This window comes from Legionella quinlivanii (genome assembly GCF_900461555.1).
In the GTDB taxonomy this organism is placed as follows: Bacteria; Pseudomonadota; Gammaproteobacteria; order Legionellales; family Legionellaceae; genus Legionella_C; species Legionella_C quinlivanii.
On sequence record NZ_UGOX01000001.1, the window covers coordinates 1,522,804 to 1,548,122 of the forward strand.

Sequence of the window (25,319 nt, forward strand, 5' to 3'; positions counted from 1 at the left end):
TTTTATTGGGGGGATTTTATGTAAAAAAGCTAATTTATCCGCCTCAGCGGAGGAATGCTGTGCCGGAAATGAGAAATCGAAGACTGAAATAAGCTTGAACTGACATACCAGAACCTCTATTAGCTAGGCTAGGATCAAAAAATACTATAATGTCTTTGCCCGCAGAAATCAATGGGAATATTCAGATGCCTACTAAAGTAAAGCCTGCAGGCCTCTTAGAATATCAGTCAGCCAGAAACTGACGATAATCCCGGCAATCAAACCAAATAAATGGCCTTCCCATGATACCCCTTTTTTACCCGGGAAGACCCCTAAAAATATTCCAGCAAAATAGTAGAGGCTGATTATACCCAGAATAATTGCAGTCAAACCACCTTGCTCTGCAATATTGCTAACCAGAAGACTCCAGTAGCCGGTAATCACTGCACTGGCTCCAATATGCAGTCCGGGTTTGGCAAAGGCCCATATTAAGAAGCCGCTGATAATCGTAATCGCTACAGTGACCATCAGAAAATACTCAAGACCATTAATTAGCAGAAAATTACTTAACACGATTAAAGGGATGGAATTAAAAAAAAGATGATTAAAATTGGCATGCAAAAAGGGAGCGCAGATAATACCCGGCAGTCCAATGATTTTTCTGGGGAAAATACCCAGATAAAATAATCGCTTTCCTAGGAGGATATTGATAAAAAACACTGACCATAGGACAAGCAGTATAATAAGCAGAATGTTCAGATTGGCTTTCGTCTGGTTCACTATAAGTAAAAGACTCTCGTTTAAATTATCAAGCATTTTCGGTTCTCTGAAGATTGTGTTTTTCCGTAATACGGCAATCCAGTTGCCCCTGGTTCAGTTGGATCCTGATCATATCGCCCACCTCTACCTCCTGACTACTATAAATCACCTTGTCATTTTGAGTGGAAATTGAATACCCACGACTTAGAGTGGCTAAAGGACTAATCATATCCAGTTTGGTGATTTGTGCAACGAATGCCTGACGTGCGTTTTCCAGCCGGACCCTGATCTTTTCTTCCAGCAGCAGTTGAAGAGTTATTAACTTTCCGCTTGACTGGCTAATTTGCGTGATCGGGTTTGCCAATTTGAGTTTGTTTTCCAGCATAGCCATCGCATGTGCTTTTTTACCTAGATAATAGACAAAGGACTGACCAAGTTGTTTTTCAGCAAAATCTAGCGACTGCCAGTGGCTTGAAATAAGTTGTTTTGGAGAGGCCAGGGCTGTCATCTGATGTGCCAGGCGCAGTTTTTTCTGTTCGAGGGACTTGCCCATAGATTGACCAAGATGGCGACGAAGCATTTGCAAAGAGGTCAGTAGTTCATTTCTATCCGGCGTAGCTGCTTCAGCCGCAGCTGTCGGGGTAGCTGCCCTGAAATCAGCAGCAAAATCAGCAATAGTAAAGTCAGTTTCATGTCCGACTCCTGAAATAACGGGAATAAGACTTGAACGAATAGTATGCGCTAATTCCTCATCATTAAAAGACCAGAGGTCCTCAATGCTGCCGCCGCCACGGGCCAGGATAAGCACATCCGCTTTTTGATGTGAATTAGCCTGCTGAATCGCCTGAATAATTTGCTTTGCTGCTGTGTTTCCCTGGACTTCCGTGGGATAAATCAGAACAGTAGCACAAGGATAGCGCCTTGCTAATGTGCTTATAATATCGCGAAGAGCTGCCCCTGTTGGAGAAGTGACCACTGCAATGACTGCAGGATAGCGGGGTAAAATGCGTTTTCTCGCGGTGTCAAAAAGACCAATGGCTGCAAGTTTAGCTTTCAAGCGTTCAAATTGCTGATACAGCTCACCAATACCCGCATCCGTTAAGTCCTGAACGATAAGCTGATAATCACCTCTGGCCTCATAGAGACTTAAACGCCCATACGCCACCACTTGCTGTCCGTCTTTAAATAGTTTGCTGTATTGATTATGGGCATTCCTGAAATAAACACAGCGCACCTGGGCGCTTTCATCTTTCAGAGTAAAGTATAAATGACCGGATGAGGGTTTGGACAGATTGGACAACTCACCCACTACCCGCACTTCCGCTAACTCATGCTCCATCCAGTTTCTGACTTGCCTGTTTAGTTGGGATACGGTAATTGCAGTAGCATCATTCCTCATATTGATCGTTTTAGATTCATTATTTAACAGATACATACTATTTCCGAAAATTTGTTATGGAAAGCGATTGATGTTGCCTGCACTTTGATTTACCTTATTTTATTTAAGGTTCCAGTGGAAGGCAGGGATATGAAATTATATCTTGTATTAGCAACATTATGTATCACAACACCAGTGATGGCCGACACTCTTAATGAGGCAGTACAGCATGGAATGATTTCAAACCCGGATGTTTTATATAATACAGCAAAAAGCCTCTCTGCGCGCCAGGGAATTGATAAAGCCAAGGGTGCTTATTATCCAACTGTTGACTTAAACGCCGGCTTTGGACGTGAGTGGAGTGAAAACCCGACTACGGCGGCAATTGACGGCCCGGGAGCGCGTACTTTAAATCGCACAGAATCCTATATCGAAATGAAGCAGAATCTTTTCGCTGGTGGTGGGATTGTCAATGAGGTCAAGCGTAATGAGAATCTTTATCAGGCCCAAAAACTGAAGACACAGGGGGTTGCTGAAGACTTGGCCCTGGATGTTGTTAATCGCTATCTTCAGGTCCTGCTCCATGAAAAGCTGCTAGGGTATGCCCGAGTTAATCTGCGTGCGCATCGCTCAGTCTTTGGTATGATTAAGGAGCGCAGCGATGCCGGTCTTTCAAGAGAAGCAGAGCTGGATCAGGCTTCTGCGAGACTTGCTCTGGCAGAAGCCAATGTGATCAGTGCGGAAGCCAACCTGCGTGAAGTGAAAATTAATTATGCCAAAGTCGTAGGCAAATGGCCTGAAAGGCTGCTTTATCCAAGAGTCCCCAAAAATAGTGACTTGCCACCCAATCTTGGAAAGGCGATTGAACAAGGACTGGAAAATCATCCCACTATTCGTTCAAGCTATGCCGATGTGAAAGAAGCGAAATCTCAATACGAAGTAGCGCGTGCAGCCTATTATCCACGGGTTGATTTTGTATTAAGCGCATCTAAAAACCGTAATCTTGATGGTCTGATTGGTCCCAATAATGATCGAGTGGCTGCGATTAGAATGAATTACAACTTATTCCGCGGCGGATCGGATGAGGCCAATGTGCGCTTAACCGCCTATGAAATCCAGGAAGCTTATGAGATTAAAAACAAAGCACTGATTGATCTTAGAGAATCCGTTCGGTTGTCCTGGAATGCCTGGACCGCATCAGGGCTTCGTCTCAATCCGCTCAGAAAGCATGTCGTTGCCTCTCGGCGCACCCGAAGTGCCTATCAAGAGCAATTCAAAGTGGGTAAACGGACTCTGCTGGACTTGCTGGATTCTCAGAATGAATTTTATGAGGCTCAAATTGAATACGCCAGGGGACAAAATGAAGAAGTTTATTCTCGATACCGTATATTAAATGGAATGGGTCTTCTCCTTTGCTATCTGAAAATGCGATTACCGCAAAATGTGATAAATAATGATGTGTTTAGTTCAGCGCAGACTCACATTCTGCTGGATCAATCAATGGATGGTGTTCCTTATCCTGATACCAGCGAAAAAGCTTTGGCATTGGCTCAACCGGTTAAAAATATGGAAACTACTCCATTGACCCCGGCTATTGTTAACAAAAACACGGCAAGACCTACTCCAGCCACAGCGCCTATATGGTATGTGAATGCTGGCAAGTTCACTGCTCAGGCCAATGCAATAGCGTTGCATAACCGGCTTAAAAGCCAGGGCTTTAATGTCTTTATCAAACCAACACCTACAGGTCATTGTGTTCTGGTTGGGCCTTTTGAGTTTAAGGAAAATGCGGGCAATGCTATGGAGAGGCTAAAGGAAATCGCGCATGTTCAATGCAGATTGGTTACGTTTAAACAAGTTCCAAAAGTCGGTTAATTGTTTAGCCGGCTTTTTTTTGTTATGTATTCCAGTCTGTGGGCTAAGCTCAGTTATAGATAATAAGCTGTTGGTTTCGGTACTGGGCATTGAAGAGCAGCAAAAAAAAACAAGCGGCAGTGTAAAAAAGCGCTTTATTGCCTGGGAAAAGTTGATCACACAAAATCAAGACGCCACTATTACAAAAAAACTGAATGTAACCAACGATTTTTTCAATCAATTTAATTATATTAATGATGATGCCTTCGCGGGTGCCGCAGATTATTGGAAAACCCCCCATGAATTCGTTATCGATGGTGGCGGCGATTGTGAGGATTTTTCCATAGCCAAGTATTTTACACTGCTGGCCATGGGGGTTCCTGTTGAATCATTGCGTATAACTTACGTTAAATCAATTCCTCTTAATCAGGCCCATATGGTTTTGACATTCTATCCCAATCCTGAAGATGAGCCGCTGGTTCTTGATAATCTGAACGCAAAAATTCTACCTGCTTCCTTCCGAAAAGATTTAATTCCGGTGTACAGTTTTAATGGTAAAGGGTTATGGCTGGCCAAACAGCGCGGGCATGATGCTCCTGTTGGGGATTCAAGCCGTCTTGGCAAATGGCATTCTGTCTTGCAGCGAATGATAAAGGGTAATAAACAATGAGCCTGACAAAAAAAGTGGTTTCTGTGGTTTTAGGACTGTTCATCATCGTTTTTGTTGTCACATATCTCATCACAATTAATAACAGTCGCCAATTTTTTATTGAGCAAATGAATAGCAATGCTCAAGACACAGCGACCTCTCTTGGTCTATCGCTGAGTAATGCATTACAGGAAAAAGACAAAGCCTTGATGCTGCCTATGGTTGAGGCAGTTTTTGATCGAGGTTATTTCTCCATGATTGAAGTGCGTGATATGCGAGGGAAATTACTGGTGTCTCGCTATGCCCCAAGACGTCAGAGTATCGCTCCTGAATGGTTTATTGAGTGGACGCAATGGCCCTCATCAGTGCAATCATCCTTGGTCATGAATGGCTGGAATCAGGTCGGCGAAGTGTTGGTGACCAGTGATAGCAGCTATGCCTCAGATGCGTTATGGAGTTATGCGCGAAGTCTGGTTTACTTATATCTGGTGTTTGCAGGCATTGCCTTGATAGTGACTGTACTTTTCCTTAGATGGCTGTTGCGCCCTTTAAAACGCGTCACAAAACAAGCCGAAGCAATTTGTCAGAGAGAGTTTCCAGTTGAAACCACCATCCCGAAAACCACTGAATTAAAGCATTTAACCTTGGCTATGAATCAAATGGTTAATCATATCAAAATGCTTTTTCAAGAGCAGATGCAGCAGATGGAGGTTTTGCGGCATCAGGCCTTTCAGGATGGTTTGACCAATCTTGGAAATCATCGATATTTTCATCAGCAATTGTCTGTTTTACTAGGAAATGAAGAAGAATTCACACCCGGCTTTGTAGTGCTGATTAATATCGAAGGCCTTGAACAGGTCAATCAGAAACAGGGGTTTCAGCAGGGGGATCAGGTTCTTTTGACTGTAGCCAGGCTCTGTTCCAATTTCTGGAGCCGATTATCCAATGTGAGTCTGGCGCGAATCAGTGGAAGCAATTTTGCATTGATTGTGAAAGAAATATCGCTAGGTCGATTTCTCAATCAGTGCGAAGAATTTAATAGTGGTCTTCAGCAGGCTTTAAAATTCTATCCTGAATGTCAGGGATTTGTAGCAGCAACCTCGTACTATTTGCACCAGACTGTCAAAGCGTTGCTTGAGGAGGCCGATCAAATCTTGCTGCAGGCCAGAACCAAAGAAAATCTTTTTGCTTATAGTGCTTCAATTCGAGAGAATGAGCTCATTTCACTGGATAAGGATGCGATTGGAGCGGCACTAGAGAATGGGAGCTTCAATGTATACCTGCAGGAAGTCACTGATGGGGAGAATGTGTTTCACAATGAATTATTTTTACGAATTAAAATAAATAATATTGAGGTTAGAGGAGGGCGTTTTTTGCCTATTGTCGATAACTCCGAAATGGCTGCAGAAATAGATACGGCGGTTTTAAAAAAGCTTATAGACAGTCAACTCCTTAGAGATAAACCTGTTGCTTTAAATCTGACGGCGTTTACGGTAATTGATCCGCAAGCCAGGAATAAGTACCTCAAACTACTGGAAGCAATACCCGCGGCTGAGAAAAATAACATCCATCTTGAGTTTAATGAGACCGTCGTGTTGAATCACTTTGTTGAGGCGATTCATTTTACCAAAGCGGTTCAGAAACTCGGGATTCACTTGGGAGTGGATCAGGTGGGGATCCATTTCTCACCTATGCACTATCTTAATCAGCTGCCTTTGGACTATCTGAAAGTACACGGCAGCTTGTTTCATGATATTGATGAAAATCAAACCCGGCAATTTTTCTTCTACTATTTCAATGAAATGGCCAAGACACTAAACATACAGGTGGTTGCTACTCAAATTGAAACAGAGAAGCAATGGGAGACTTTAAAATCATTAAAACTGCGCTGGGGACAGGGAAAGTTTTTAGGGAATTTGGAAAAATTAGAGTAGAACATTTGGCAGTTACTTAAGGCTTTAACTCCTACTGCTACGTCCCTCGGCTTGTGTATAGCAAAGGGACGTAGGTAAATTGTTGGGCCAAGGGCCCAACAATTAATGGCAGCGCCCTGGGGAGAGGTGACTCCAGGAAGTATTCTAGTCAGCAAGAGCGAAATGCCAGGACATGGCCCGTGATAATCCCTCGAGCATCAATTCGCCGCGAATGCTGTTGCCCTTTGAGTTAACTCGCGGGCTCAACACCACAATACCCGCTTTGCCGGGTAAAGAGGCAATGGTATATCCCGAAACACCGCTTTTGGCCGGAATACCAGTTCGCACCATGTGCGTTCCTGTCTCATCATATAAGCCACAGGTTGCCATGATAGCCAAGGTTATTTTGCAGGTTTCTACCGAAATAATCTGTTCATTGCTTATCGGATCACGCCCGCCATTGGCCAGCATGGTAGGCAAATAAAGCATTTGCTCCAATTGGGCCTCGTAGGAGCAAAGTGCAAAATATAAATCGAGGGTTTCATTGACATCTGAACCCAGATTATTTCGACTTTTTAATAGAAAAGCTAAAGAACGATTGCGGTTCCCTGTTCGTTTTTCTGAAGCAAATACCAGAGGGTTTATGGTTAGTCTCTGATTAAAAAGAACTTGAACCCAGTGTTCAAGCCAGGCAAATTGTTGTTCACCAATTCCAGGAATGTGAGAACAGAGCGTAATGGCGCCAGCATTTAACATGGGGTTCGATGGTTTGGGTCCAAACTGTTCGAGTCTGGTAATCGAGGCGAAATCGTCACCAGAAGGTTCTACTTTTACCCAGTCAAATAATTGCTCGGGTCCGAATTCTTCCAGAAGACCAATCAATGGAATTAATTTGGAAGTACTCTGTAGGGTGACCGGCGCCAGCTCCATATTACTATAAGAGCAGGGCTCTCCATCAAGTGGATAGACAGCAATGGCGGTGAGATCTTTATTAACATTAGCCAGTTCGGGTATATAGTTGGCTGTATTTCCTTCCTGGTTTAATTCTGCTTCATGCACTAATCCCTTAAGCAAATCTATCGTAACACTAGTAGTTTTTGTCATAGGTGCTTTTTTCAGAAAACGATCATTATGCTAAATTTAGCACAGCAAAACAAACAGTTTGATGTTTCTGATGACAATTTGTTAAGAGATGAGCGCAAAACAACTTCAATAAAGACTGAACTGTATCTATTTTCGATGCTTGGATGCCTCTCGATAGGAGAGTTTGGCAAGACGCGATTTATTTTCATCAATAAAGTGATAAACCGCTTCAGGATTGTATTTGGCGTAATCGCGAAGTGACCAGCCAATTGCTTTTTGAATGAAAAAATTATCATCTTTTGCATTTTGTAAAGCGAATGAAAAAAGCAGATGAGTATCCGTTTTTTCTTTCCAGCCTAACTGATGGAGCAGGGCAATTCGCCGTATCCAAAGATTTTCTGAGCAAATCGCTGATTTAAGCGACTCAATATAAGCAGTTTGCTCTGTTTGCTTTAAGATCTTATTACAGACAGAAGCCAAGCCATCCACACTGTCCCACCAGGATTTCTGGATAGCCAAATCGAATAAAACCGGAAGATAATCAAGGCTAAGTCTTTTTATATTTTTTTGCATCAAATCAATGGCAATATACTGAAACTCCCGCTGAGGCAAACTCCATAATTCATCAACAATTTTAAAAAGTTCATCTAATGGTTGATTGATGCTGGTTTTAAAAAATATTTGAGCCAAATGGCGGCGCAAAGGAGCTGCCAATCCAATAAATGAAAACTGGTTCAGCATGTAGGCCGCCATTTTTTGAGCTGCTTCAGGATTGGCGTTTTGTTGAGCCTCTTTTTGGAGCATTTCAAAAGCAACTCGCATTAGCTTATTCTCCAGGAACTTCTTCAACAAAATAGTTTTCTGAATTAATGCCGAAATAGGTTACCGTTCGTTTGTTTGCATCAACCCGATAAGCGTTCACTCCGGCTCTCGCCATCTCATTAAGCCATTCTGGATACGTGGTTTTACCCTGCTGATGCTCATGCAGCGCTATTTTTGCAGCTTGCTCTGAATAGTGTGAGGCGACTTCGGTATCGAATTCAGGATGATTTTCTTCAATCCGGGTATTATCAGTTAATTGAAAGACGGTTTTGTAATCGTCTCCCCAGGTGACGTGGTAATAAAGAACGCCTGCATCACGAAGCCTGCTCAGTGTTTGAGGAAAAGGCCATTGCTCGTCTTTTGCTTGTTGAATTAAGTTTAAAACTGGATGCATCGCATTCTTATTTCCAAAATTATTTGCTGACGGATTATAAATAAATGGAATGATTTCTACAAACAATCTTCAACGTAATGCACTTCACGGGTTTGTCCGGCATACATGCGCACCACTTTATGCCCATCAGTTTCAAAACGAATTGCGTAAGGTTGTGAATGTTTAATAAAGGTCAGATAATGGCCTTTATCATCATAGCGATGCGGCTCGGTAAGTATTTTGTTTTTATATAATGACATCACATCATTTTCTGTATCGCCGATACCGGCTCCCTTATTGGTTTTAATATTGCCGCCATTGATGTTAATGCGAACAATTTTCTGTTTTGAAATCATAAAAGAAATATCATCGAGTCCCTTTAAACTGGTATTAAAGCAGGTCTCGTCTTCCCCCATATCTTCCTCTGGCTTTGAATTAAGAAATGTTTTCTGGGTTGCTTTTTCAGCTTCTTGCAAGGTCATTCCTATTTTAATAGGCCCAAGGCTTTGTGGTGTAAGCACCCATTGGTTCAATTGCTCCTGTGCAGCTATCGCAACCTGAGCTATGAAAAGTGAGCCCATTAGGAAGAGTGGCCGCAACCATCCCTGAATGTTTTTTATATCCATAATCACTCCATCTCAATAAGTTTAATTGCAGTGTCTTTTGAGAATTTTTTATACTCTTTTTATTTAATTTTAGTTAACTTTTATGAAAATTGGCTATATTAAGGTCAGGTGTATCAGTGACTGGTCTGTATCCAATAAAGGAGAAACGCAATGACAATCAGTAAAGAGCACTATTTTTCAGGCTTTACTGGAGAAGGCTTTCACGAAGTACACTATACCGAGTGGGGTAATGCCAGCTCGCCTTTTCCACCGATTATCTGCATACATGGTCTTGCCAGAAATCGTCGTGATTTTACAGCCCTGGCTAATTTCCTAAGTGAGCATGAGCGCCATGTTTTTTCAATTGATATAGCAGGAAGAGGAGATAGCGCCTGGTTTAAAAATTCCAAACATTATAATTTCAACCAGTATATGAGTGATGTCAATACACTGATTGCCCGCATTGATTGTGACAAAGTGGATCTCATTGGAACCTCAATGGGAGGACTTATCGGCATGATGATGGCAGCATTGCCGCGCAGCCCGATTAATCGTCTGGTGATGAATGATGTAGGCCCGCAAGTTCCTGTAAAAGCTTTATGGCGTCTTTCAAAGTACATTGGTAAATGTCCGGTATTTAAAGATCATGGGGAGGCAAAAGCGTATTTTAAAACCATTTACGCTGATTTTGGTATCGATCGTGAAGAGGATTGGGATAGCCTGACTGCCAGCAGCATCAAGCAACGTGCTGATAATCAGTACATTATGAAAATGGATCCTGAAATAAAAAACGCCAAGCATTTTACTGATTTTATCAAAGAGTTTTTTCACCATCCCCATAGAGCGCTTGAAGGGATCCTGTTTGATGTGGATATGTGGTGTGTGTGGGAGAAAGTACGCTGCCCCGTGATGGTCATCAGAGGGCATCATTCCGACTTGCTTCTACCAGAGCATATTAGAAAAATGAAACGTTATCATCAGGACATTCGATTGGTGACAGTGGATAATGCGGGGCATGCGCCCGCTTTAATGAATTTAAGAGAGCAGCAAATCATCCTGAATTGGCTGGAAGGGTTATGAATCGAATCAGCCGGCTTGATCTGGATACCGCGCATAAAGCGGGTACGTAGGGGGTTAATATTATAATTAATAAATCAATCTGTTATGTTCAAATTTTGTGAGCGTCTCTCAGGCATAAAGCGCGGTACGTAGACAAAGGTTAAGTCAGTACATAATGGGTCAGGGTTGTATTGGGTCGAGTTTATGCCCCGGCATGTATTCTGGGTTGCTTTGTCTCAATCATTTCCAAAATAAGTATTATAAAGATTCAAATAGGCATTATCTTTTTCCATACCCTGTAATAGCACGTTAATTCTCTGGATGAGAGCGGCGTTTGCAGGCAGCGCCATGATGGCATAGCCTTCACCGATGGGAATGATATTGCCAAATGTCTGAAACTGATTTCCCCCATTTTGCTCCCAGTAAACTGCTGTAGAGTGATGCAAAAATGCGGCTTTAATTGTTTTGTTGCCAAGCGCTGTGATGATATCCTCGATGTCATCAAAGGTTTGTATCTGAAAAAAGTCTCCGAAATTACTCTCAAGATAATTATAAAATACACCCCCTTTGGGATCTCCCTTAATGACTCCTACAGCAGCACCCTTTAAATCTTCCATGCTATTAATACCAGAGCCCTGTATGACTAGAAACTGTCCCTTACTGAGCATATAAGGAAGGCTGAAAATATAATCATTTTTTCTTAATGGAGAAATGGCAATCCCGCCAATGGCAAGATCTATCTGGCCCTTATCCAGTGAGGTATATAATTTATTGAAATCCATTGGAATCATTTGGCACTGTTCTTTCAATCCCTGACACAGCGATTGCATCAGCTGGATATCAAAGCCTTCATTCAGTGATAATACGAAAGGGGGATAAAAAAATACGGTGCCCACCTTGATCACTGCATGAGCAGGAAGGCTACAGCAGAAAAACAGAATAATCATTATTTTACGCAGACCAGACGATTTCATGATTCGCTCCATTAGGCAGTCTATTCCTTTTCGCTATAAGCTTAGACGATCGTAGAGAGAATCGCTTAGAGGAGTGAATAATTCAGCTATCCGCAATTCGCGGATAACTGGGATGAGGTCGATTTTACTTACCTAAAGCAGGCACGGAGTGTCCACTTATCTGGGCGGTATTATTTGTAGCCAGTGCAACCGTTTGAGTGTGATTAAACATAAAATATCGATTTGTTCCTGGATCTATTAATTTAGAACCTTCTAATTCATTGATAGCAGCCGCTCCATACACTAATTTATCTGCTACGTTATCCGCCAGGGCCAGCAAGCGGCTTTTTAAAGGCTCATACCAAGGGGCACTGGTGACAGGCTGGGAATTTTTATCAATCAGGAGTTCTGGATATTCGGCTGATAACTCTTGCATAGCGGCGTCAGTAAGAAAGCGTTCAGGAAGATAGGAATAATGTTTATTGGCTTGATAAGGAATTCCAATACGCTTGGCAATAACTCCGACTTCATGAATATGGTGGTATCCGCCCCCTACCAGTAATCCCATTACTGCTGTTACATATTCCTTGAGTTCATCTGCACTTAGATTACCAATCATTACTGACATTAACAGCGAGGAGCCGGTATGGCCTGAGGGGCCTGCTAAAAAAGGCTGTTCAAGTGTGTTTATTTCTTCAAGCCATTTTGAATTAGTGGGTAAAAAGACCCCTAAAATATTTTGGTGAGGTTTTGTTTTTTGCTGAACTCTGCATTTTTCAGGATTTGCAACACCAATATTATCTGTTATTTGACCTGTGTTACCCGTCTTTTGACGAGCGGGAATTTTAAAATAGTCATTATTAAAAATTCGGTTTGCGACTTTATTCTTTAAACGGGTCACTTCCTGAGGATAGGAGTCGAGTATAATCGCCACCCGTTGAGACATACTCAATTTGCTCCGGTCTACATTTCTGATTACATCATTATGCTTGACTACTTTTTCAGGCAGTTGGTCATAGAATTTCTGGGAAAATAATTGGTGTAGATGCATCACTGCTGGAAGATCACTGACTGGGCGTTCAGATAGTTTGTCCGAAAATGCGATCAGCATGTCTTCTTGACTTGGGCAAAAATCGAGAGATTGATCGAGCGTCCCATAGTAGGTATCGCTAAATAGCTCACTCATCACATCATCTGTAAAAAGCTGATTTTCAAGAATATAAGCACGATTTACAGGAATATCCAGTAATTGTAAAATATTATCCGATATTTTGTTAACGGCTGGGAAATATTGCGGATTTGTCTGAATGGCTGCCGCTAATTTGCTTTCAAAACATACTTTCTCTTCTCTGGATAATATCATATATCACTCGTTATGAATTGAATTGGTGATATATTGTACAGTAAGTGCGACTATATTGCACCATCTTTTTCCCCAACTTCATGAAAATCACGCTCAGCAAAAATGGCAGAGGGGTGAGTATAATGTTTAAATTCAAGCAAATTATTGCTGGGATCTTTCAGAAAAAACGAAAAATGCTCAATTCGCGTTCCTGGGAATCTTGTTTTAAGTGGAATGGCAAAGGGAAGTTTTTTTTGTAATAGCTTGTCTTTAAATTGATTAAATTCTTCCAGTTCAAGAAAAACCAAACCAAAGTGTCTTGGATAGATGCCTTGCTGTTCAGGCAAAATATCTTCCATTTTATGGGCCACAATTTGATGCGATGCAAAATTGAAAATCAGTGCATGTTCTGATTCCCGGCCGGGTTCAAACTCAAGCATTTGATGATAGAACCATTTAGCCAAGTCAAAATCATGGACCGGAAATGCCAGATGAAAGAGGGTATTCATAGTTGCTCGATAAGTTAAGTAAAACTAATACTAATAAAAAAAAACGGTTCTGATAAGTAGGCAGTGTAACGCTTTAAGATTGCGACACAATGAAAGTTTGCTTGTGATTAAATAATGATCTAACAATCCAGGCAGATAACAATTTATTAATCTTTATGCATTATAATTATATCAAATGGTTGTATAGTGAACTAATATGCCGAAACCCAAAAAGCCTAATGTTACGACTGCGTTATTACTAAGCAAGCATGCTGGGGCTCTCAAAAAAGATAAAAGCGACGTTACTGATCTAGCTAAAAAACTCTATAAAGCCTCATCAACGACGGCGTTCATCGCTGCCTGCAAACAGTATAAGGATAAGCCACATGTCATAGTCGCAGCACTGGACAGAATAAAGGGAGACGAAATCCTCAAAATCTTCTCCGATAAGGATGGAAGGGTTCGCGAATCTGAATTGGAAAAATTGAAAGAGCTTGGGCCCACTACTGTAGGGCGTTACATTAATCTTGTTCGCCTTGCTGATAAAAAATATTGGCTTGAATTTACCGATACTGATTATCTCGATATTGCTGAGTCACTGGGTGATCTGAAGGATCCCCAAACTTACCTTACGGATGATGAGCTTTATTACTTTGTTTCCCACCTTAGTCTGAAAAACTACGCCATGCTCTGTAATTTGAATGAAAACTTTCAGGCAAAATCGATGGCTATTTTAGCGAATCGTGATAAGGATAGAGCCCAGGAAATTTATAATAAAATAGAATTCAAAGAGGGATATGCACTGCTGAAAAAGCCGCCTGATAAACGAAATATGCTGACTAAATTTGCCGACTTTCTCATCATCAACCCTGCATGGTTCAATCAGGGAGAAGCACTTATTTTCAGAGATCCTGGTGAAACATTGAATGAGGGAGGAGAGTGCTTTGGAATCACTGGATTGTGGTTAACAACGGACAAATTTCACACTACATTGCGTAATGAAGTCCGAGGGCAGAAATCAGACTATGCCGATAAACCTATAATAGGGCAAATTACCTCTTTACAAAGAAATGCAACGCTGCAAACTCAGGCAATGAGTCGAGAAAGGCAGGCGTTTAAAGGGAATGAAAAATCAGTTTCCGAAAAAATTATCCAGGAAATTGCGGCCAACCCCGGTAAAGATCGCTTGCAATTCACTACGATACACCCGAAGGAACACACTGGGCATACTATGGGTTTACGGATCACACATGAAGATAAGAAGATTAAATTGCAGTATTATGATTCAAATTATGGCAAGCGGGAATATACCTTTCCTAATAATGAGAAAGGGCTAAAACAGGGAGCTGTTTTTATCAAGCTTTGTTTGAAGCAGTCGCATGCGGACCTTCTTGCTTATGAATTAACTTCCCGTAAAGAGCTTGAGCAACGATATAAACCCAGTCTTGTTCATCAGGCCGATCAGAAAGCAGCAATTCAGCAATTAAGACAGCAAGCGGCTAATCGCTCACCTGAGTCTTCACCCGAACAGGAAAAGAAAAAAGATAAAGTTAAAGAGAAAACTCCCGCTGTTTCAGATAAGAAAGATAAAGAAATGAAAGAGCCCGGGGCTTCTGAAAATGAGCCTCTTATGAAAGAGGAGAAACAAGTTAAATATGATGCGACTCGTTGGAAAAATGCCATCAAACAGCCTACTCTCTATTCATATACTGACACCAGACTGAACGATATAAAAAATAGTCAAGCCTTTAAAGATCTGGTTAAACATGCAGAAACACTGTTTAAGGATGATCGTATACACGCATTCAGAGTTGATAAAAGTGATGCTATCTATGAATTGGTGATGAATCTGGCTAAATCGAAGGATCTAAAATCGTTTCAGACTCTACTGCGCGATCTAAAGTCGAATCAGGATTTAACCACGAATACTATGAATAAAAATGGAGGAATGATCAGCCGTTATGAACTGTTGAATAAAGGGCAGGGTATTTTTACTCGTATGTTTGCCTGGGCGGGCGTTAAAACAACCACTGCCAGGTTAATTGATGAGATTAGTAAAATGGCTGAGGACAAGAGTGAACAAAAAGCTGATGCAAAGGAAAATGCCAGTCCTCGTATGGGGTGAGTTTTTTCGAACTGATGTATCCCATGACTGGTTATTCAAACTGTATCATTCCACAGATGGATTTGTTTCAACAGCACAGTGTCCAGATTAATGATGCCTTTCCGCCTGCGCGGAAAAGCATTGTTGCGTAAAAAGAACAATGCAACTAAACTGTCGTCTTTGCGAACGAAGTGAAGCAATCCAGATCAAACCTTGAGCAGGATTACGAACTGGATTGCTTCGCTGACGCTCGCAAAGACAGCCTTTTATACACATGTTTTTATCCACGCAACAATGCCTCGCGGAAATGACAGCGGTCTGGTAATCTATCACATAAGGTTAGCCAGGGATGACTTTGCTAGATATAAGGGAATTCCTTTTTAAGCAGGCGTCTCACTCCATCCAAATCAGCTGGGCCTCGAATAATCAGCAAGATGGTATCATCTCCGGCGATAGTGCCCAAAATTCCAGACGAAGCCTCTTCAAGCGAATTAAACGCTACATATTTTCTATCCAGGTAATAGGCAAGGCTATTGGCATTTCCTGGGTGTGTCTGAAGAACTACAAGTCCGTACTGCGAGTATTGAATGTTCGTGACTATGGGCAAGCCAGATGCTTGTTGCGGTTCAATAAGCTGATAAATACCGCCGACCTTTGCGATTTTTAGCTTTTTCAAGCGTCTTGAAAGGGTTGCTTGTGGAATATCATATCCTTTCTCTTTTAAACTGGCCTGCAGGTCAGCCTGCTCTGCAATTGGCTTAATTTGAACAATACTCAAAATCAAATGATCCAGCTGGCTATCATGTGTCATATTCGCTCTCTTGAATTTAAAACCACATTTTATGAAATCATATCCATTTTTGCTTGACAAATAAACAGGGAAGCAGATAAATTAAGAAAATGGATAAAAATTGAATACGTAACCATGATCAAATATGCACTCCCTATAAAAATAATTGCTGTCGTCCTTTTGTTATCGGGTTGTCAACCACACGATAATTCCAGCATTCATTTTGCAACCTCTGCTGACTATCCACCTTTTGAGTTTGCGGAGCAATCTGAACTTAAGGGCTTTGATATTGATCTGGCCCATTTAATTGCCGCTGAATTAGGAAAAAAAGCGGTTATCGACAATATGCAGTTCAGTTCTGTTTTGCCTGCCTTAACCTCGGGACAGGATGAGGCTGCCATATCTACGCTGACGATAACCAAAGTTCGCCAGAGAAATTTTGATTTCAGTGCGCCTTATTATTTTCAGGAAATGGCTGCTGTTTATAAAACGAATGCGCCAGTAATCAGCGAAGAGCAACTGGTAAATAAAAAAATCGCGGTGCAGTTGGGAAGTGTGATGGATCTCTGGGTTCATACGCAATTTACATCGCAACAGATCACTGCCTTTGATAATAATAATCAGGCGATTGAAGCATTAAAAGGCAATCATATGGATGTGGTCGTCATGGATGCAGCACAAGCCCTGGTGTTTAGTAAAAAAAATCCCGGTCTTGCATATCACACCCTGGGTCAATCTAAACAAGGGTACGGAGTTGCTCTGCCTAAGGGCTCTCCATTAACTGCTGAAATCAATAAGGCATTAAATATATTAGAGTCTAAAGGCGAGATTGCCAGGCTTAAGGCCAAGTGGCTGGAGAAGTAATAATGCAAGATATTAATCAGGCGTTTTTTTTTATAGCCCATGGTTTCACATTGACCTTGGAATTACTGGCGGGCGGTGTGATTATAGGCTTCACCCTCGGGATTTTCTGGGCCATCTGCCGTTATCAATCAATCGTTTCTTTGCCTGTGAAGGGGATCATTTCGATACTGCGGGGAACTCCTTTAATTTTGCAGCTAAGCCTGATTTATTTCGCAATGCCGACTCTGACAGGATTGCACCCTGATATTTTAATCGCGGGCATTATTGCCTTTGGATTAAATAGTTCTGCCTATTTTGCCGAATTGTTTCGTGCCGGAATAGAAAGCTTGCCGAAAGGGCAGTTTGAGGCTGCCAGTACCCTGGAGATCAAAGGCTGCTATTTGTGGAAGGATATTATTTTACCGCAGGTTTTAAGTAACTCTTTGCCGGCAATGATTAATGAAGTAATTGCTTTACTGAAAGAAACTGCCTTGATATCCACGATTGGCGGAATGGATCTTATGAGGAGCTCCCAAACCGTGGCTGCAGAGCAATTTACTTATTTCCTGCCTCTTTGTATTGCTGGTGCATATTATTATTGCCTGGTGTTGCTCATTGAATTGGCCGGAAGAGTTCTGGAAAAAAGAGGTCATCATGCTGTACATTCATAATCTCACAAAACATTACGGCTCAATGCCGGTGTTGAACCAGCTTAGTTTCAAGATTAAGCCAAATACTATAGTGGGTCTGGCAGGCCCATCAGGCAGCGGGAAATCGACATTGCTTCGATGCATTCAGGGGCTTGAGCCTATCAATTCAGGCGTCATTACTCTGAGTGGAAAAACCGGATTTATGTTTCAGGATTTTCAATTATTCCCGCATATGACTGTATTAAATAATCTAATCTATGCCCCTTCTCTAAAGCAGCCGAAAATAAATCACTATGCGCAAGCAAAACAGCTGTTGAATGCCTTGGGACTGATTGACAAACTGAATGTGTATCCACGTCAGCTTTCAGGTGGACAACAGCAGCGAGTGGCTTTGGCCAGAAGTCTGATGATGAAGCCTGATCTTTTATTATGCGATGAACCGACTTCTGGTCTGGACAGCGCAAAAACCAGTGAGGTATCGCAGTTGTTAGACAGTGTTAAACAATTGCAGGGAAGCATGTTAATCGCGTCACATGATTTAGAGTTTTTAACTGGCATAGCTGATCGGATCATACTTTTGAAAGACGGGGAGTTGAAAGCGGACATTCAGCCTGCCACAATCGATAATCCAATATTGTTTTTAAAGCAATTTTACCAGGGGGGAATAAATGGAAAAGCGTATTAAAAAAATCATCCTGGCCTATTCAGGCGGGCTCGATACTTCAGTTATGATTCCCTGGTTAAAAGAAAATTACAGCGATTCAGAGGTCATCGCAGTGATTTGCGACCTGGGGCAACAGGAAAATTTAAGCGCAATAAAAGAAAAAGCCTTGTCCAGTGGTGCGAGCAAAGCCTATCTAATGGATGTCAAAGAAGAGTTTGTCACGCAGTACCTTTGGAAACTGGTCCAATGCGGAGCGCTTTATGAAGACCAATACATTCTTGGTACCATTTCACGTCCTTTGATTGCTCAAAAGCTGGTGGAAATTGCTCTGCAGGAGCAGGCCGAAGCGGTAGCTCATGGGGCGACTGGAAAAGGAAATGATCAGGTGCGCTTCGAGTTTACTTTCAAGGCATTAGCCCCGCATCTTGAAATTATCGCCCCCTGGAGGCATTGGGAAATAAAATCCCGACAGCAGGCAATTGAGTATGCACAGAAGCATGGAATTGACGTTCCGGTCACCCCAAAAGCGCCTTATTCCCGTGATCATAATGCCTGGTATATTTCTCACGAAGGCGGAGTGCTTGAAGATCCTGCTGCGAGTATGCCAGACGATGTCTTACTGATGACCGCTCCAATAGAGCATACGCCAGACCAGGCTGAATGGATTAGCATTAATTTTGAAAAAGGAATTCCGGTTATGTTAAACGGAGAACGTTTAAAGCCTGTGGAATTTCTCCTGCAGTTAAACGAAAAAGCGGGTGAACATGGGATTGGAGTGGCTGATCTGGTAGAAAACAGGCTGGTGGGTATGAAAATCCGCGGAATTTATGAGGCGCCAGCTGCGGCTGTATTGTACAAAGCGCATAAAATGCTTGAAAGTTTGTGTATGGAGCGAAGCTGCCTTCATCTTAAACAATCCCTGCAACAACACTATGCCAATCTGGTCTATGAGGGACGATGGTTCTCACAGGCTCGGGAAGCACTGGATGCATTGATAGAGGTCACACAAAAGCATATCACCGGCACAGTGAATCTGAAGTTATACAAGGGCAATATCATTCCCTGTGGCATGGAATCACCCTTTAGTTTACATAACCCGGCTTTGGCGACATTCGAGGCAGACAGTATTTATAACCAAAAAGATGCCGAAGGTTTTATTAATCTCTATTCTTTATCTGCCAAAGTATACGGTCTGGTGCATAAGGAGGTCGAAAATGACTAGTAAGGTCTGGGGCGGGCGCTTTAAAAAAAGCCTGGATCGGCGGGCTGCCCAATTCAACGCGTCCCTGAGTTTTGACCATATTCTTTATGAGCAGGATATCGCCGGCAGTCAGGTGCATGCCAGGATGTTAGCCAGACAAGGACTGCTGAATGAAGAAGAGGCACAGGCGATTTGCAATGCACTGCAGACTATCCGACAGGAAATCAGGCAGGGAATTCATTCATTGACTGAAGATCATGAAGATATTCATATGTTAATAGAGCATTTGCTAATTGATAAAATTGGGGAAACAGGGAAAAAGCTTCATACCGGCAGAAGCCGTAATGATCAGGTTGCCCTGGATATAAGATTGTACGCACGGGATGCCGGGCAGCATATCAAATTGCTGCTTGAAAAGCTCATAGCCTGTTTGCAGGGGTTAACGGATAAACACGATGGCGACTGGATGCCAGGTTACACCCATTTGCAGCAAGCGCAGCCGGTGAAGCTGGGCCAATATTTTGCAGCTTATCAGGGAATGTTTGAGCGCGATCTGAGCCGGTTAGCGGATTGGCGATCAAGAATGAACTATTCCCCTCTGGGCGCTGGAGCGCTTGCCGGAAGCAGTTTACCGCTTGACCGAGCCTGGACGGCGAGTCAGCTTGGTTTTTCCGGAGTGATTTCCAATACACTGGATGCGGTAAGCGATCGTGATTTTGTAATTGAGTTAGGTAGTTTTGCCAGTATTTTGATGATGCATTTATCGCGAATGAGTGAGGATTTGATTCTTTGGGCAACTCAGGAGTTTAATTTTGTAAACCTTGATGATGCTTTCGCTACAGGCTCATCACTTATGCCTAACAAGAAAAACCCGGATATTCCTGAATTAATTCGCGGTAAGTCTGGGCGTGTCTTTGGTCATCTGATGGGGATGCTGACAGTGATGAAGGGCCTGCCTCTTAGCTATAACAAGGATATGCAGGAGGATAAAGAGGCATTATTTGATACCTGCAATACGGTTATCGCATGTCTTGAAGTCATGACCCCATTTTTGGAAAGCCTGCAATTCAATATTCAATTAATGCAGGAAAAAGCCCATTCAGGTTTTCTTAATGCCACAGCGGTTTTAGAAACTCTAGTGATGCAGGGAATAGCTTTCCGGGAGGCGCATCATCAGGTTGGAAGCTGGGTGGCAGAAGCGATGAGTAAAAATTGTTCGCTTGCAGACATTATGAAGGATAGGGACTCTGAATAAATTGTAATTAAATACCCGTTCCGGGAAGGCGTTTTATAAGAATATGGGCTATATTTGTACAACGTTGTTAATGCGCAGGTCATAACAAAATGAGTTCAAGTGTAGGAATAACCAGTATAGGAATAAGCTTTCCCCCCTTTTATATGCATCTGAATGAACTAGCCAGGCTACGCGGTGTTGAAGCAGAAAAATATACCAAAGGTTTGGGGTTAAATGAAATGGCGCTTTGCGGAAATCAATACACGGTCATTGATTTGGCTATACAGGCAGCGCAAGATGCAATTAAACGTTGGGGTGGAAGTGTTGAGGACATCGGTTTAATTGCGGTGGGTACAGAAACTCCTGTTGATTATAGCCGTCCGTTAAGTGCATGGGTTGCATCTGAACTCAAGATCCAGGGCTATGTACGGTCCTATGAAGTTAAACATGCCTGCTATGGCGGTACACTGGCTCTCTTGCAGGCGGCCGAATGGTATCAGGCTAATCCGGATAAGCAAAAAGTCGCTCTGGTTATTGCCGTGGATGAAGCCTTATACGCCCAGAATGATCCAGGGGAACCGACTCAGGGTGCCGGAGCTGTGGCTTTTATTGTGGGGCCTGCCAACCTCGCAACCATCAATGTCGGTCACACCATTGCCTACAGTGAGCCAGTTTTTGATTTCTGGAAACCGCTGGACAAACATTATCCCGAAGTGAATGGGCAGTTTAGTCTGGAATGTTATAAACAGGCGGCCGTTTCCTGCTATAAAAAAATGGTAAAAGATGAGAATCCTGTGGATTTTTTAAATCGATACAGTGCCTTATGTTTTCATGTTCCTTTTCCCAAAATGGTCTATAAGGCATTTAATGCAGTAGGGGAGAGTTTAGGTTTTGATGCTGCCCAAATCAATGAGCTCTATGAACAACGTGTAAATCCGTTTATGACCTGGAATCAGCGCTGCGGCAATGCCTATACCGCCAGCCTATGGATTATGTTTGCCTATGCCTTGGCTCATACCCCTCCCGACAGCCGTTTACTCCTTTTTTCTTATGGTTCCGGAATGGGCTCCGAGCTGATTGAATGTGTTAATAACTCGGATGACGGCTATAGGGAATGGGCTGCTAAAGTTGAGGAACAGCTCAATCAACGACAGGCGCTTGCAGCCAAAGATTATGCCGCAATCAGAGAAACAAAACCCGCTGAGTGAGGGCTGGTTACTGGCCAAAAATTAATTTCTCCGTAGTGCGAATCTGATTCGACTCGCCCTACGTCACCAGACTCGCCCTACGTCACCCGACTCGCCCTACGTCACCTGACTCGCCCTACGTCACCTGACTCGCCCTACGTCACCCGACTTTGCCCTACGTCACCCGACTTGTTCGGGTGATCCAGATCACTCAAAGGACAGAAGTGGATGCCCCGGACATGCCGTGGCGCTTGGCCGGGAGGAGGAGGCCTCGGTCGAGGTACGTAGACGCTTAGAGCTGACTGTGTTGTCAAAGAGTATAAATACCTATAGATACGGAGAAAACCCCGCAATTTACAAACTAAAAGTAGTAAAGTTGTTATTTATGTTTATAATTTATATAAAATGATATTTTGGGGTTCATTATGACCAGCGTCAAGGCGTTAGGGGAAGAGATTGAAGCACTAAAAAAATACATTAGACCAGAACGCTTAGGCTGGAAAAATGAGATCGAACGAATTGAGCTGCTGGAAACTTATGAGGAATTAAGCGCATTAATTGATAGGGCAACTAAGTCAGATAAGGAGTTAACAGCAGAGGAATGCCAACCCTTTATCGACTTTCTGGCGAATCGCTGGAAACGCATTCAGCAAACGGACCTGGCATATACCTTCAATCCCCACTCCCCTATCAATCAAATTTGTTGGCTGCTTGCAGAAAGGCTCTCACCCGTTGTTAACAAGGAGGCGGTTAAGCTGTTAATGTTTAATATTGATCTCTCGGATCAGATGTCCGGGCAAGATTTGTTTGATTTAAAGCCCTGGCAGTTTGTTCTTAGCGACGATGTAAACAATCCGCGTATTATCATGGTGGCGGATTGTCTGTCTTTTGCAAAAGAGGACGGTGTATTTAAGCACACCACATTGGAAGAGGGACAATCAAAAGTGTTGACTGAAACTGAGCGCGAAAGGGTGATTAAACATTCTCCTGCGGCTACCGCGTTTCATGAAGCGGCTCAGGAGCTTCGGGATTATATTAAACGGGATCAGTCAATGCATGGGTACATTACCCGCTTTATCGAAAAGTTGCGTCATGGGGGAGCTCATGGTAGAGCTCAAGGGGGACGCGGCGGACAGGAACATAATGCTGGCGCTGATGCGAACGAAGGGATTTTGGAGTTTGCAGAATTTCTGGATAAATTGACAAAGGATGAGCAAAGCCGATTGTTTGCAATGACTGTTCCTCAGTATCGGGATACTGTCGGCACAATCTGGAATCGTATGAAAAACCCCGGTGTAAGAGCCAATGGAGAAGTTCAGGGTACTGAATTTTGCGTCGAGGTGAACGCCGCTGAACTAAGCACTATTAATCGGGAGAAGGAGCAGGAGTTAAAGGAATGGATTCCCGGGTTTGTGCGGAAAATTCAAGAAGGTGCGTTAGATAACCAAAAAACCGAATTGGAAAAAAAACTTAAAGAAAAAGAGGATGGTTTTACAAAGCTTATGGAGGAAAAAATATCTTACCAACCGGATATTACTACAGGAATTGCAGGGAATGCACGACTCTTTGCACAGTTGGAGGGTAATCCAAAATCCCGAGCGGAGACCATAAGTGCTCTGCTAGGAAAATACCCCAGCCTTGGCATTACTTTACGAATCGCGGATAAACCAGCGAATGAAAGCCGTTTATTGCCAGCCACCGCAGTTCCTGAGTTTCATCAGACGGTTGACAGCCTTTGTCCGCCGTTGAACAGTATTCAGGATGCCAAAGCATTAAGAATCGCGCTTTGGCAATTGACAGATGCCGACAAAATGGTCTATTTGCAGCAATTAGGGGATACCAAACTTGCAGAACTGGTACCAAACACTGCAGCTCTAATCAATCTGGTGAGCGGGGTAGATGAAGATACCTACCATTTAAGCGGCAGGTCCAAAATCGCTATCGTTAATAATTTTTTAGCTAAACCGTATTTTAAAGAAACGATTACATCGTATGCCTCCTTAATCCCATTGATACGTAACATCAATGTGGACAGAAGAGAACGTGACACCATTAAAATCGGCCCAGTGCTTGAGAGTTGTAAAGATGCCGACCTTGGCGCTCTGGAAGCATTATGGCCTTTAATTGACAAGTCTAAGCTAGGCGCTTTTCTTGATAATCTAGGGAAAGCGTTCCTTAAAAAAATGATTGCAAAAACGCCTGAGCAGGTTATAAATGGTTTTGAAGACAAATTAGATAATCTTCCTCAGCGGATGGCTGATCAAATGCGTTCTCTTATAGAGAATCAGAAAGTCATGGCAAGACTCGAGTTATTAAGTAGTGAGAGCTCTTCCTGGGGAACAAGTCGTGGTGCGATAAAAGCGCTGATTGATTTAGCCAAAGGAGACATATCCCATCTTCCAAATAACATGGAAGCCAGTTTTGATAATGAATTAAAAGAAATATACAATCAAATTCTTAAAAATAATCAAAATATTATAACCGTTGGTCGTATCAATCGTTCCCAGATTACTAACACCGATGAACATTTACCTGTCATCATTATCGGCCCACGAAATAGTGGAAAAACGAGTCTGATGCAACGTTATCTTAACGATAGTTATTCAGATGTACCCGTACAAGATCAGTATTTCAGGTTCGCTCAAGCCTATCAGAATGAAGCAGGTGTCAGAGCGTTGGCAACATTCATGGATATGGGCGATAGTGAAACTCGTCGTTTCAGAAATAATAGATGGGGCGCGTATGCCAAGACCTTTATTATAACAGTAAATCTGACCGACCCCGGCAGTTTGCAAGAGGCAAAGAATGAATATGAACACCTCAGAAGAACGTTTAATTCTGCCATACCTGTTATTTTTGCTGGTACCAAGAGTGATATGCCAAATGCAAACTCGACTCTTATTACAGAGTTTGCCGTCGAGAAAGGCTGTACGTTTATCGCAACCAGCGCCAGAGACAATCATGGAGTAGAAGAGTTATTTGCTAAAGCGGCTGAATTAGGAATTCAACATTCTCTAGCTTTAAATCCCAACAGGCAAGCACCGCAACCTGTAGCCGCCGCTGCTCCCGCGCGAACAGGCATTATGGCGAGTTTTGGGAGATTTTTCACCCGAGGGGGTGGAAATCCTTCCAGCGCACAACATGATGCGCCCTCAAACCTTCCGGGACCCAGAGGAGGCGGGAGGGGAGGCTCTGGAAGCTAACGACGCTGCTTTAAAGCTATACCCACTATTCCCTGGGTCCCTTTGCTGTACACTTGTCCGAGGGATCCAGAATCTCATGCCAGGATTGGATCTATGGATCCCTCGGACAAGCCGAGGAACGTAGGAGCCAGGAGCGGACTCTGTTTTCAGAGATATGCAGATATCTATGGGACAAGCCACGGGACG

General features: G+C 42.8%; 22 protein-coding genes. 12 read left to right on the top strand and 10 right to left on the bottom strand.

The genetic code is table 11. The annotated features are described in order from the left end of the window. Positions 1-192: 192 nt before the first annotated feature. Both DYH61_RS06505 and xseA read right to left on the bottom strand, forming a co-directional pair. Positions 193-795 carry a rhomboid family intramembrane serine protease gene (locus DYH61_RS06505; protein ID WP_058506603.1) on the bottom strand — a complete coding sequence of 201 codons (603 nt, stop codon included), beginning with the start codon at positions 793-795 and terminating at the stop codon, positions 193-195. After that, positions 788-2,137 carry an exodeoxyribonuclease VII large subunit gene (gene xseA, locus DYH61_RS06510; protein ID WP_058507285.1) on the bottom strand — a complete coding sequence of 450 codons (1,350 nt, stop codon included), beginning with the start codon at positions 2,135-2,137 and terminating at the stop codon, positions 788-790. The genes DYH61_RS06505 and xseA overlap by 8 nt, the downstream gene beginning before the upstream one ends. Positions 2,138-2,266: 129 nt before the next feature. On the opposite strand from xseA, the gene DYH61_RS06515 reads away from it, so the two are divergent. Genes DYH61_RS06515 through DYH61_RS06525 form a run of 3 tightly spaced genes read left to right on the top strand, consistent with a single transcriptional unit; the run spans position 2,267 to position 6,553 of the window. Then, positions 2,267-3,991, top strand: coding sequence for a TolC family outer membrane protein (locus DYH61_RS06515; RefSeq protein ID WP_058506602.1), 1,725 nt, complete (start codon positions 2,267-2,269; stop codon positions 3,989-3,991). Next, complete coding sequence (locus DYH61_RS06520) at positions 3,942-4,640, top strand: transglutaminase-like cysteine peptidase (RefSeq protein ID WP_103989267.1); 699 nt, start codon at positions 3,942-3,944, stop codon at positions 4,638-4,640. Before DYH61_RS06515 ends, DYH61_RS06520 begins: the two co-directional genes overlap by 50 nt. After that, positions 4,637-6,553, top strand: coding sequence for an EAL domain-containing protein (locus DYH61_RS06525; RefSeq protein ID WP_058506601.1), 1,917 nt, complete (start codon positions 4,637-4,639; stop codon positions 6,551-6,553). The genes DYH61_RS06520 and DYH61_RS06525 overlap by 4 nt, the downstream gene beginning before the upstream one ends. A gap of 144 nt (positions 6,554-6,697) precedes the next feature. On the opposite strand, the gene glsA is transcribed toward DYH61_RS06525, so the two are convergent. From glsA to DYH61_RS06545, 4 genes are all read right to left on the bottom strand, one after another. Then, positions 6,698-7,636, bottom strand: a complete 939-nt coding sequence (gene glsA, locus DYH61_RS06530; protein WP_058506600.1) for a glutaminase A — start codon at positions 7,634-7,636, stop codon at positions 6,698-6,700. A gap of 126 nt (positions 7,637-7,762) precedes the next feature. Next, a complete protein-coding gene (locus DYH61_RS06535; protein WP_058506599.1) occupies positions 7,763-8,437 on the bottom strand; it encodes a DNA alkylation repair protein in 675 nt (224 codons plus the stop codon). 4 nt (positions 8,438-8,441) lie between these two features. Next, entirely contained in the window at positions 8,442-8,831 is a 390-nt protein-coding gene (locus DYH61_RS06540; RefSeq protein ID WP_133129072.1) for a DUF1398 family protein, read from the bottom strand. Between the two features lie 56 nt (positions 8,832-8,887). Beyond that, positions 8,888-9,436 (bottom strand): hypothetical protein, encoded by a 549-nt coding sequence (locus DYH61_RS06545; RefSeq protein WP_058506597.1) that lies wholly within the window; start codon positions 9,434-9,436, stop codon positions 8,888-8,890. A gap of 150 nt (positions 9,437-9,586) precedes the next feature. Here DYH61_RS06545 and DYH61_RS06550 point away from each other — a divergent pair, with 150 nt between their 5' ends. Continuing rightward, complete coding sequence (locus DYH61_RS06550) at positions 9,587-10,495, top strand: alpha/beta fold hydrolase (protein WP_058506596.1); 909 nt, start codon at positions 9,587-9,589, stop codon at positions 10,493-10,495. Between the two features lie 215 nt (positions 10,496-10,710). On the opposite strand, the gene DYH61_RS06555 is transcribed toward DYH61_RS06550, so the two are convergent. The 3 genes from DYH61_RS06555 to DYH61_RS06565 form a co-directional block, all read right to left on the bottom strand. Then, entirely contained in the window at positions 10,711-11,448 is a 738-nt protein-coding gene (locus DYH61_RS06555) for a transporter substrate-binding domain-containing protein (RefSeq protein ID WP_160037270.1), read from the bottom strand. A 124-nt stretch (positions 11,449-11,572) separates the two neighbouring features. After that, positions 11,573-12,790: a hypothetical protein gene (locus DYH61_RS06560; protein ID WP_058506595.1), complete on the bottom strand. Its 1,218-nt coding sequence runs from the start codon at positions 12,788-12,790 to the stop codon at positions 11,573-11,575. Positions 12,791-12,840: 50 nt separating this feature from the next. Next, on the bottom strand, positions 12,841-13,278 hold the full coding sequence (locus DYH61_RS06565; RefSeq protein WP_058506594.1) for a VOC family protein: 438 nt from the start codon (positions 13,276-13,278) through the stop codon (positions 12,841-12,843). Positions 13,279-13,474: 196 nt separating this feature from the next. Between DYH61_RS06565 and DYH61_RS06570 the strand changes: the two genes are divergently transcribed. Beyond that, positions 13,475-15,382 (top strand): hypothetical protein, encoded by a 1,908-nt coding sequence (locus tag DYH61_RS06570; RefSeq protein WP_058506593.1) that lies wholly within the window; start codon positions 13,475-13,477, stop codon positions 15,380-15,382. 337 nt (positions 15,383-15,719) lie between these two features. Here DYH61_RS06570 and DYH61_RS06575 read toward each other — a convergent pair whose 3' ends face one another. Continuing rightward, positions 15,720-16,172: an arginine repressor gene (locus DYH61_RS06575; RefSeq protein ID WP_058506592.1), complete on the bottom strand. Its 453-nt coding sequence runs from the start codon at positions 16,170-16,172 to the stop codon at positions 15,720-15,722. A 117-nt stretch (positions 16,173-16,289) separates the two neighbouring features. Between DYH61_RS06575 and DYH61_RS06580 the strand changes: the two genes are divergently transcribed. The 7 genes from DYH61_RS06580 to DYH61_RS06610 all read left to right on the top strand — a co-directional run bounded on the left by DYH61_RS06580 (position 16,290) and on the right by DYH61_RS06610 (position 25,133). Continuing rightward, positions 16,290-17,015 (top strand): ABC transporter substrate-binding protein, encoded by a 726-nt coding sequence (locus DYH61_RS06580; protein ID WP_407927352.1) that lies wholly within the window; start codon positions 16,290-16,292, stop codon positions 17,013-17,015. Between the two features lie 2 nt (positions 17,016-17,017). Continuing rightward, positions 17,018-17,665, top strand: a complete 648-nt coding sequence (locus DYH61_RS06585; RefSeq protein ID WP_058506590.1) for an amino acid ABC transporter permease — start codon at positions 17,018-17,020, stop codon at positions 17,663-17,665. Further along, a complete protein-coding gene (locus DYH61_RS06590) occupies positions 17,649-18,329 on the top strand; it encodes an amino acid ABC transporter ATP-binding protein (RefSeq protein WP_058506589.1) in 681 nt (226 codons plus the stop codon). Before DYH61_RS06585 ends, DYH61_RS06590 begins: the two co-directional genes overlap by 17 nt. After that, positions 18,313-19,530, top strand: coding sequence for an argininosuccinate synthase (locus DYH61_RS06595; RefSeq protein ID WP_058506588.1), 1,218 nt, complete (start codon positions 18,313-18,315; stop codon positions 19,528-19,530). Before DYH61_RS06590 ends, DYH61_RS06595 begins: the two co-directional genes overlap by 17 nt. Beyond that, positions 19,523-20,764 (top strand): argininosuccinate lyase, encoded by a 1,242-nt coding sequence (gene argH / locus DYH61_RS06600; RefSeq protein WP_058506587.1) that lies wholly within the window; start codon positions 19,523-19,525, stop codon positions 20,762-20,764. Before DYH61_RS06595 ends, argH begins: the two co-directional genes overlap by 8 nt. Positions 20,765-20,853: 89 nt before the next feature. Next, the gene (locus DYH61_RS06605) at positions 20,854-21,951 is read left to right on the top strand and encodes a hydroxymethylglutaryl-CoA synthase family protein (RefSeq protein ID WP_058506586.1); all 1,098 of its coding nucleotides are present in this window, start codon (positions 20,854-20,856) and stop codon (positions 21,949-21,951) included. A 404-nt stretch (positions 21,952-22,355) separates the two neighbouring features. Further along, positions 22,356-25,133 (top strand): GTPase domain-containing protein, encoded by a 2,778-nt coding sequence (locus tag DYH61_RS06610; RefSeq protein WP_058506585.1) that lies wholly within the window; start codon positions 22,356-22,358, stop codon positions 25,131-25,133. The last annotated feature ends 186 nt before the right edge of the window (positions 25,134-25,319 follow it).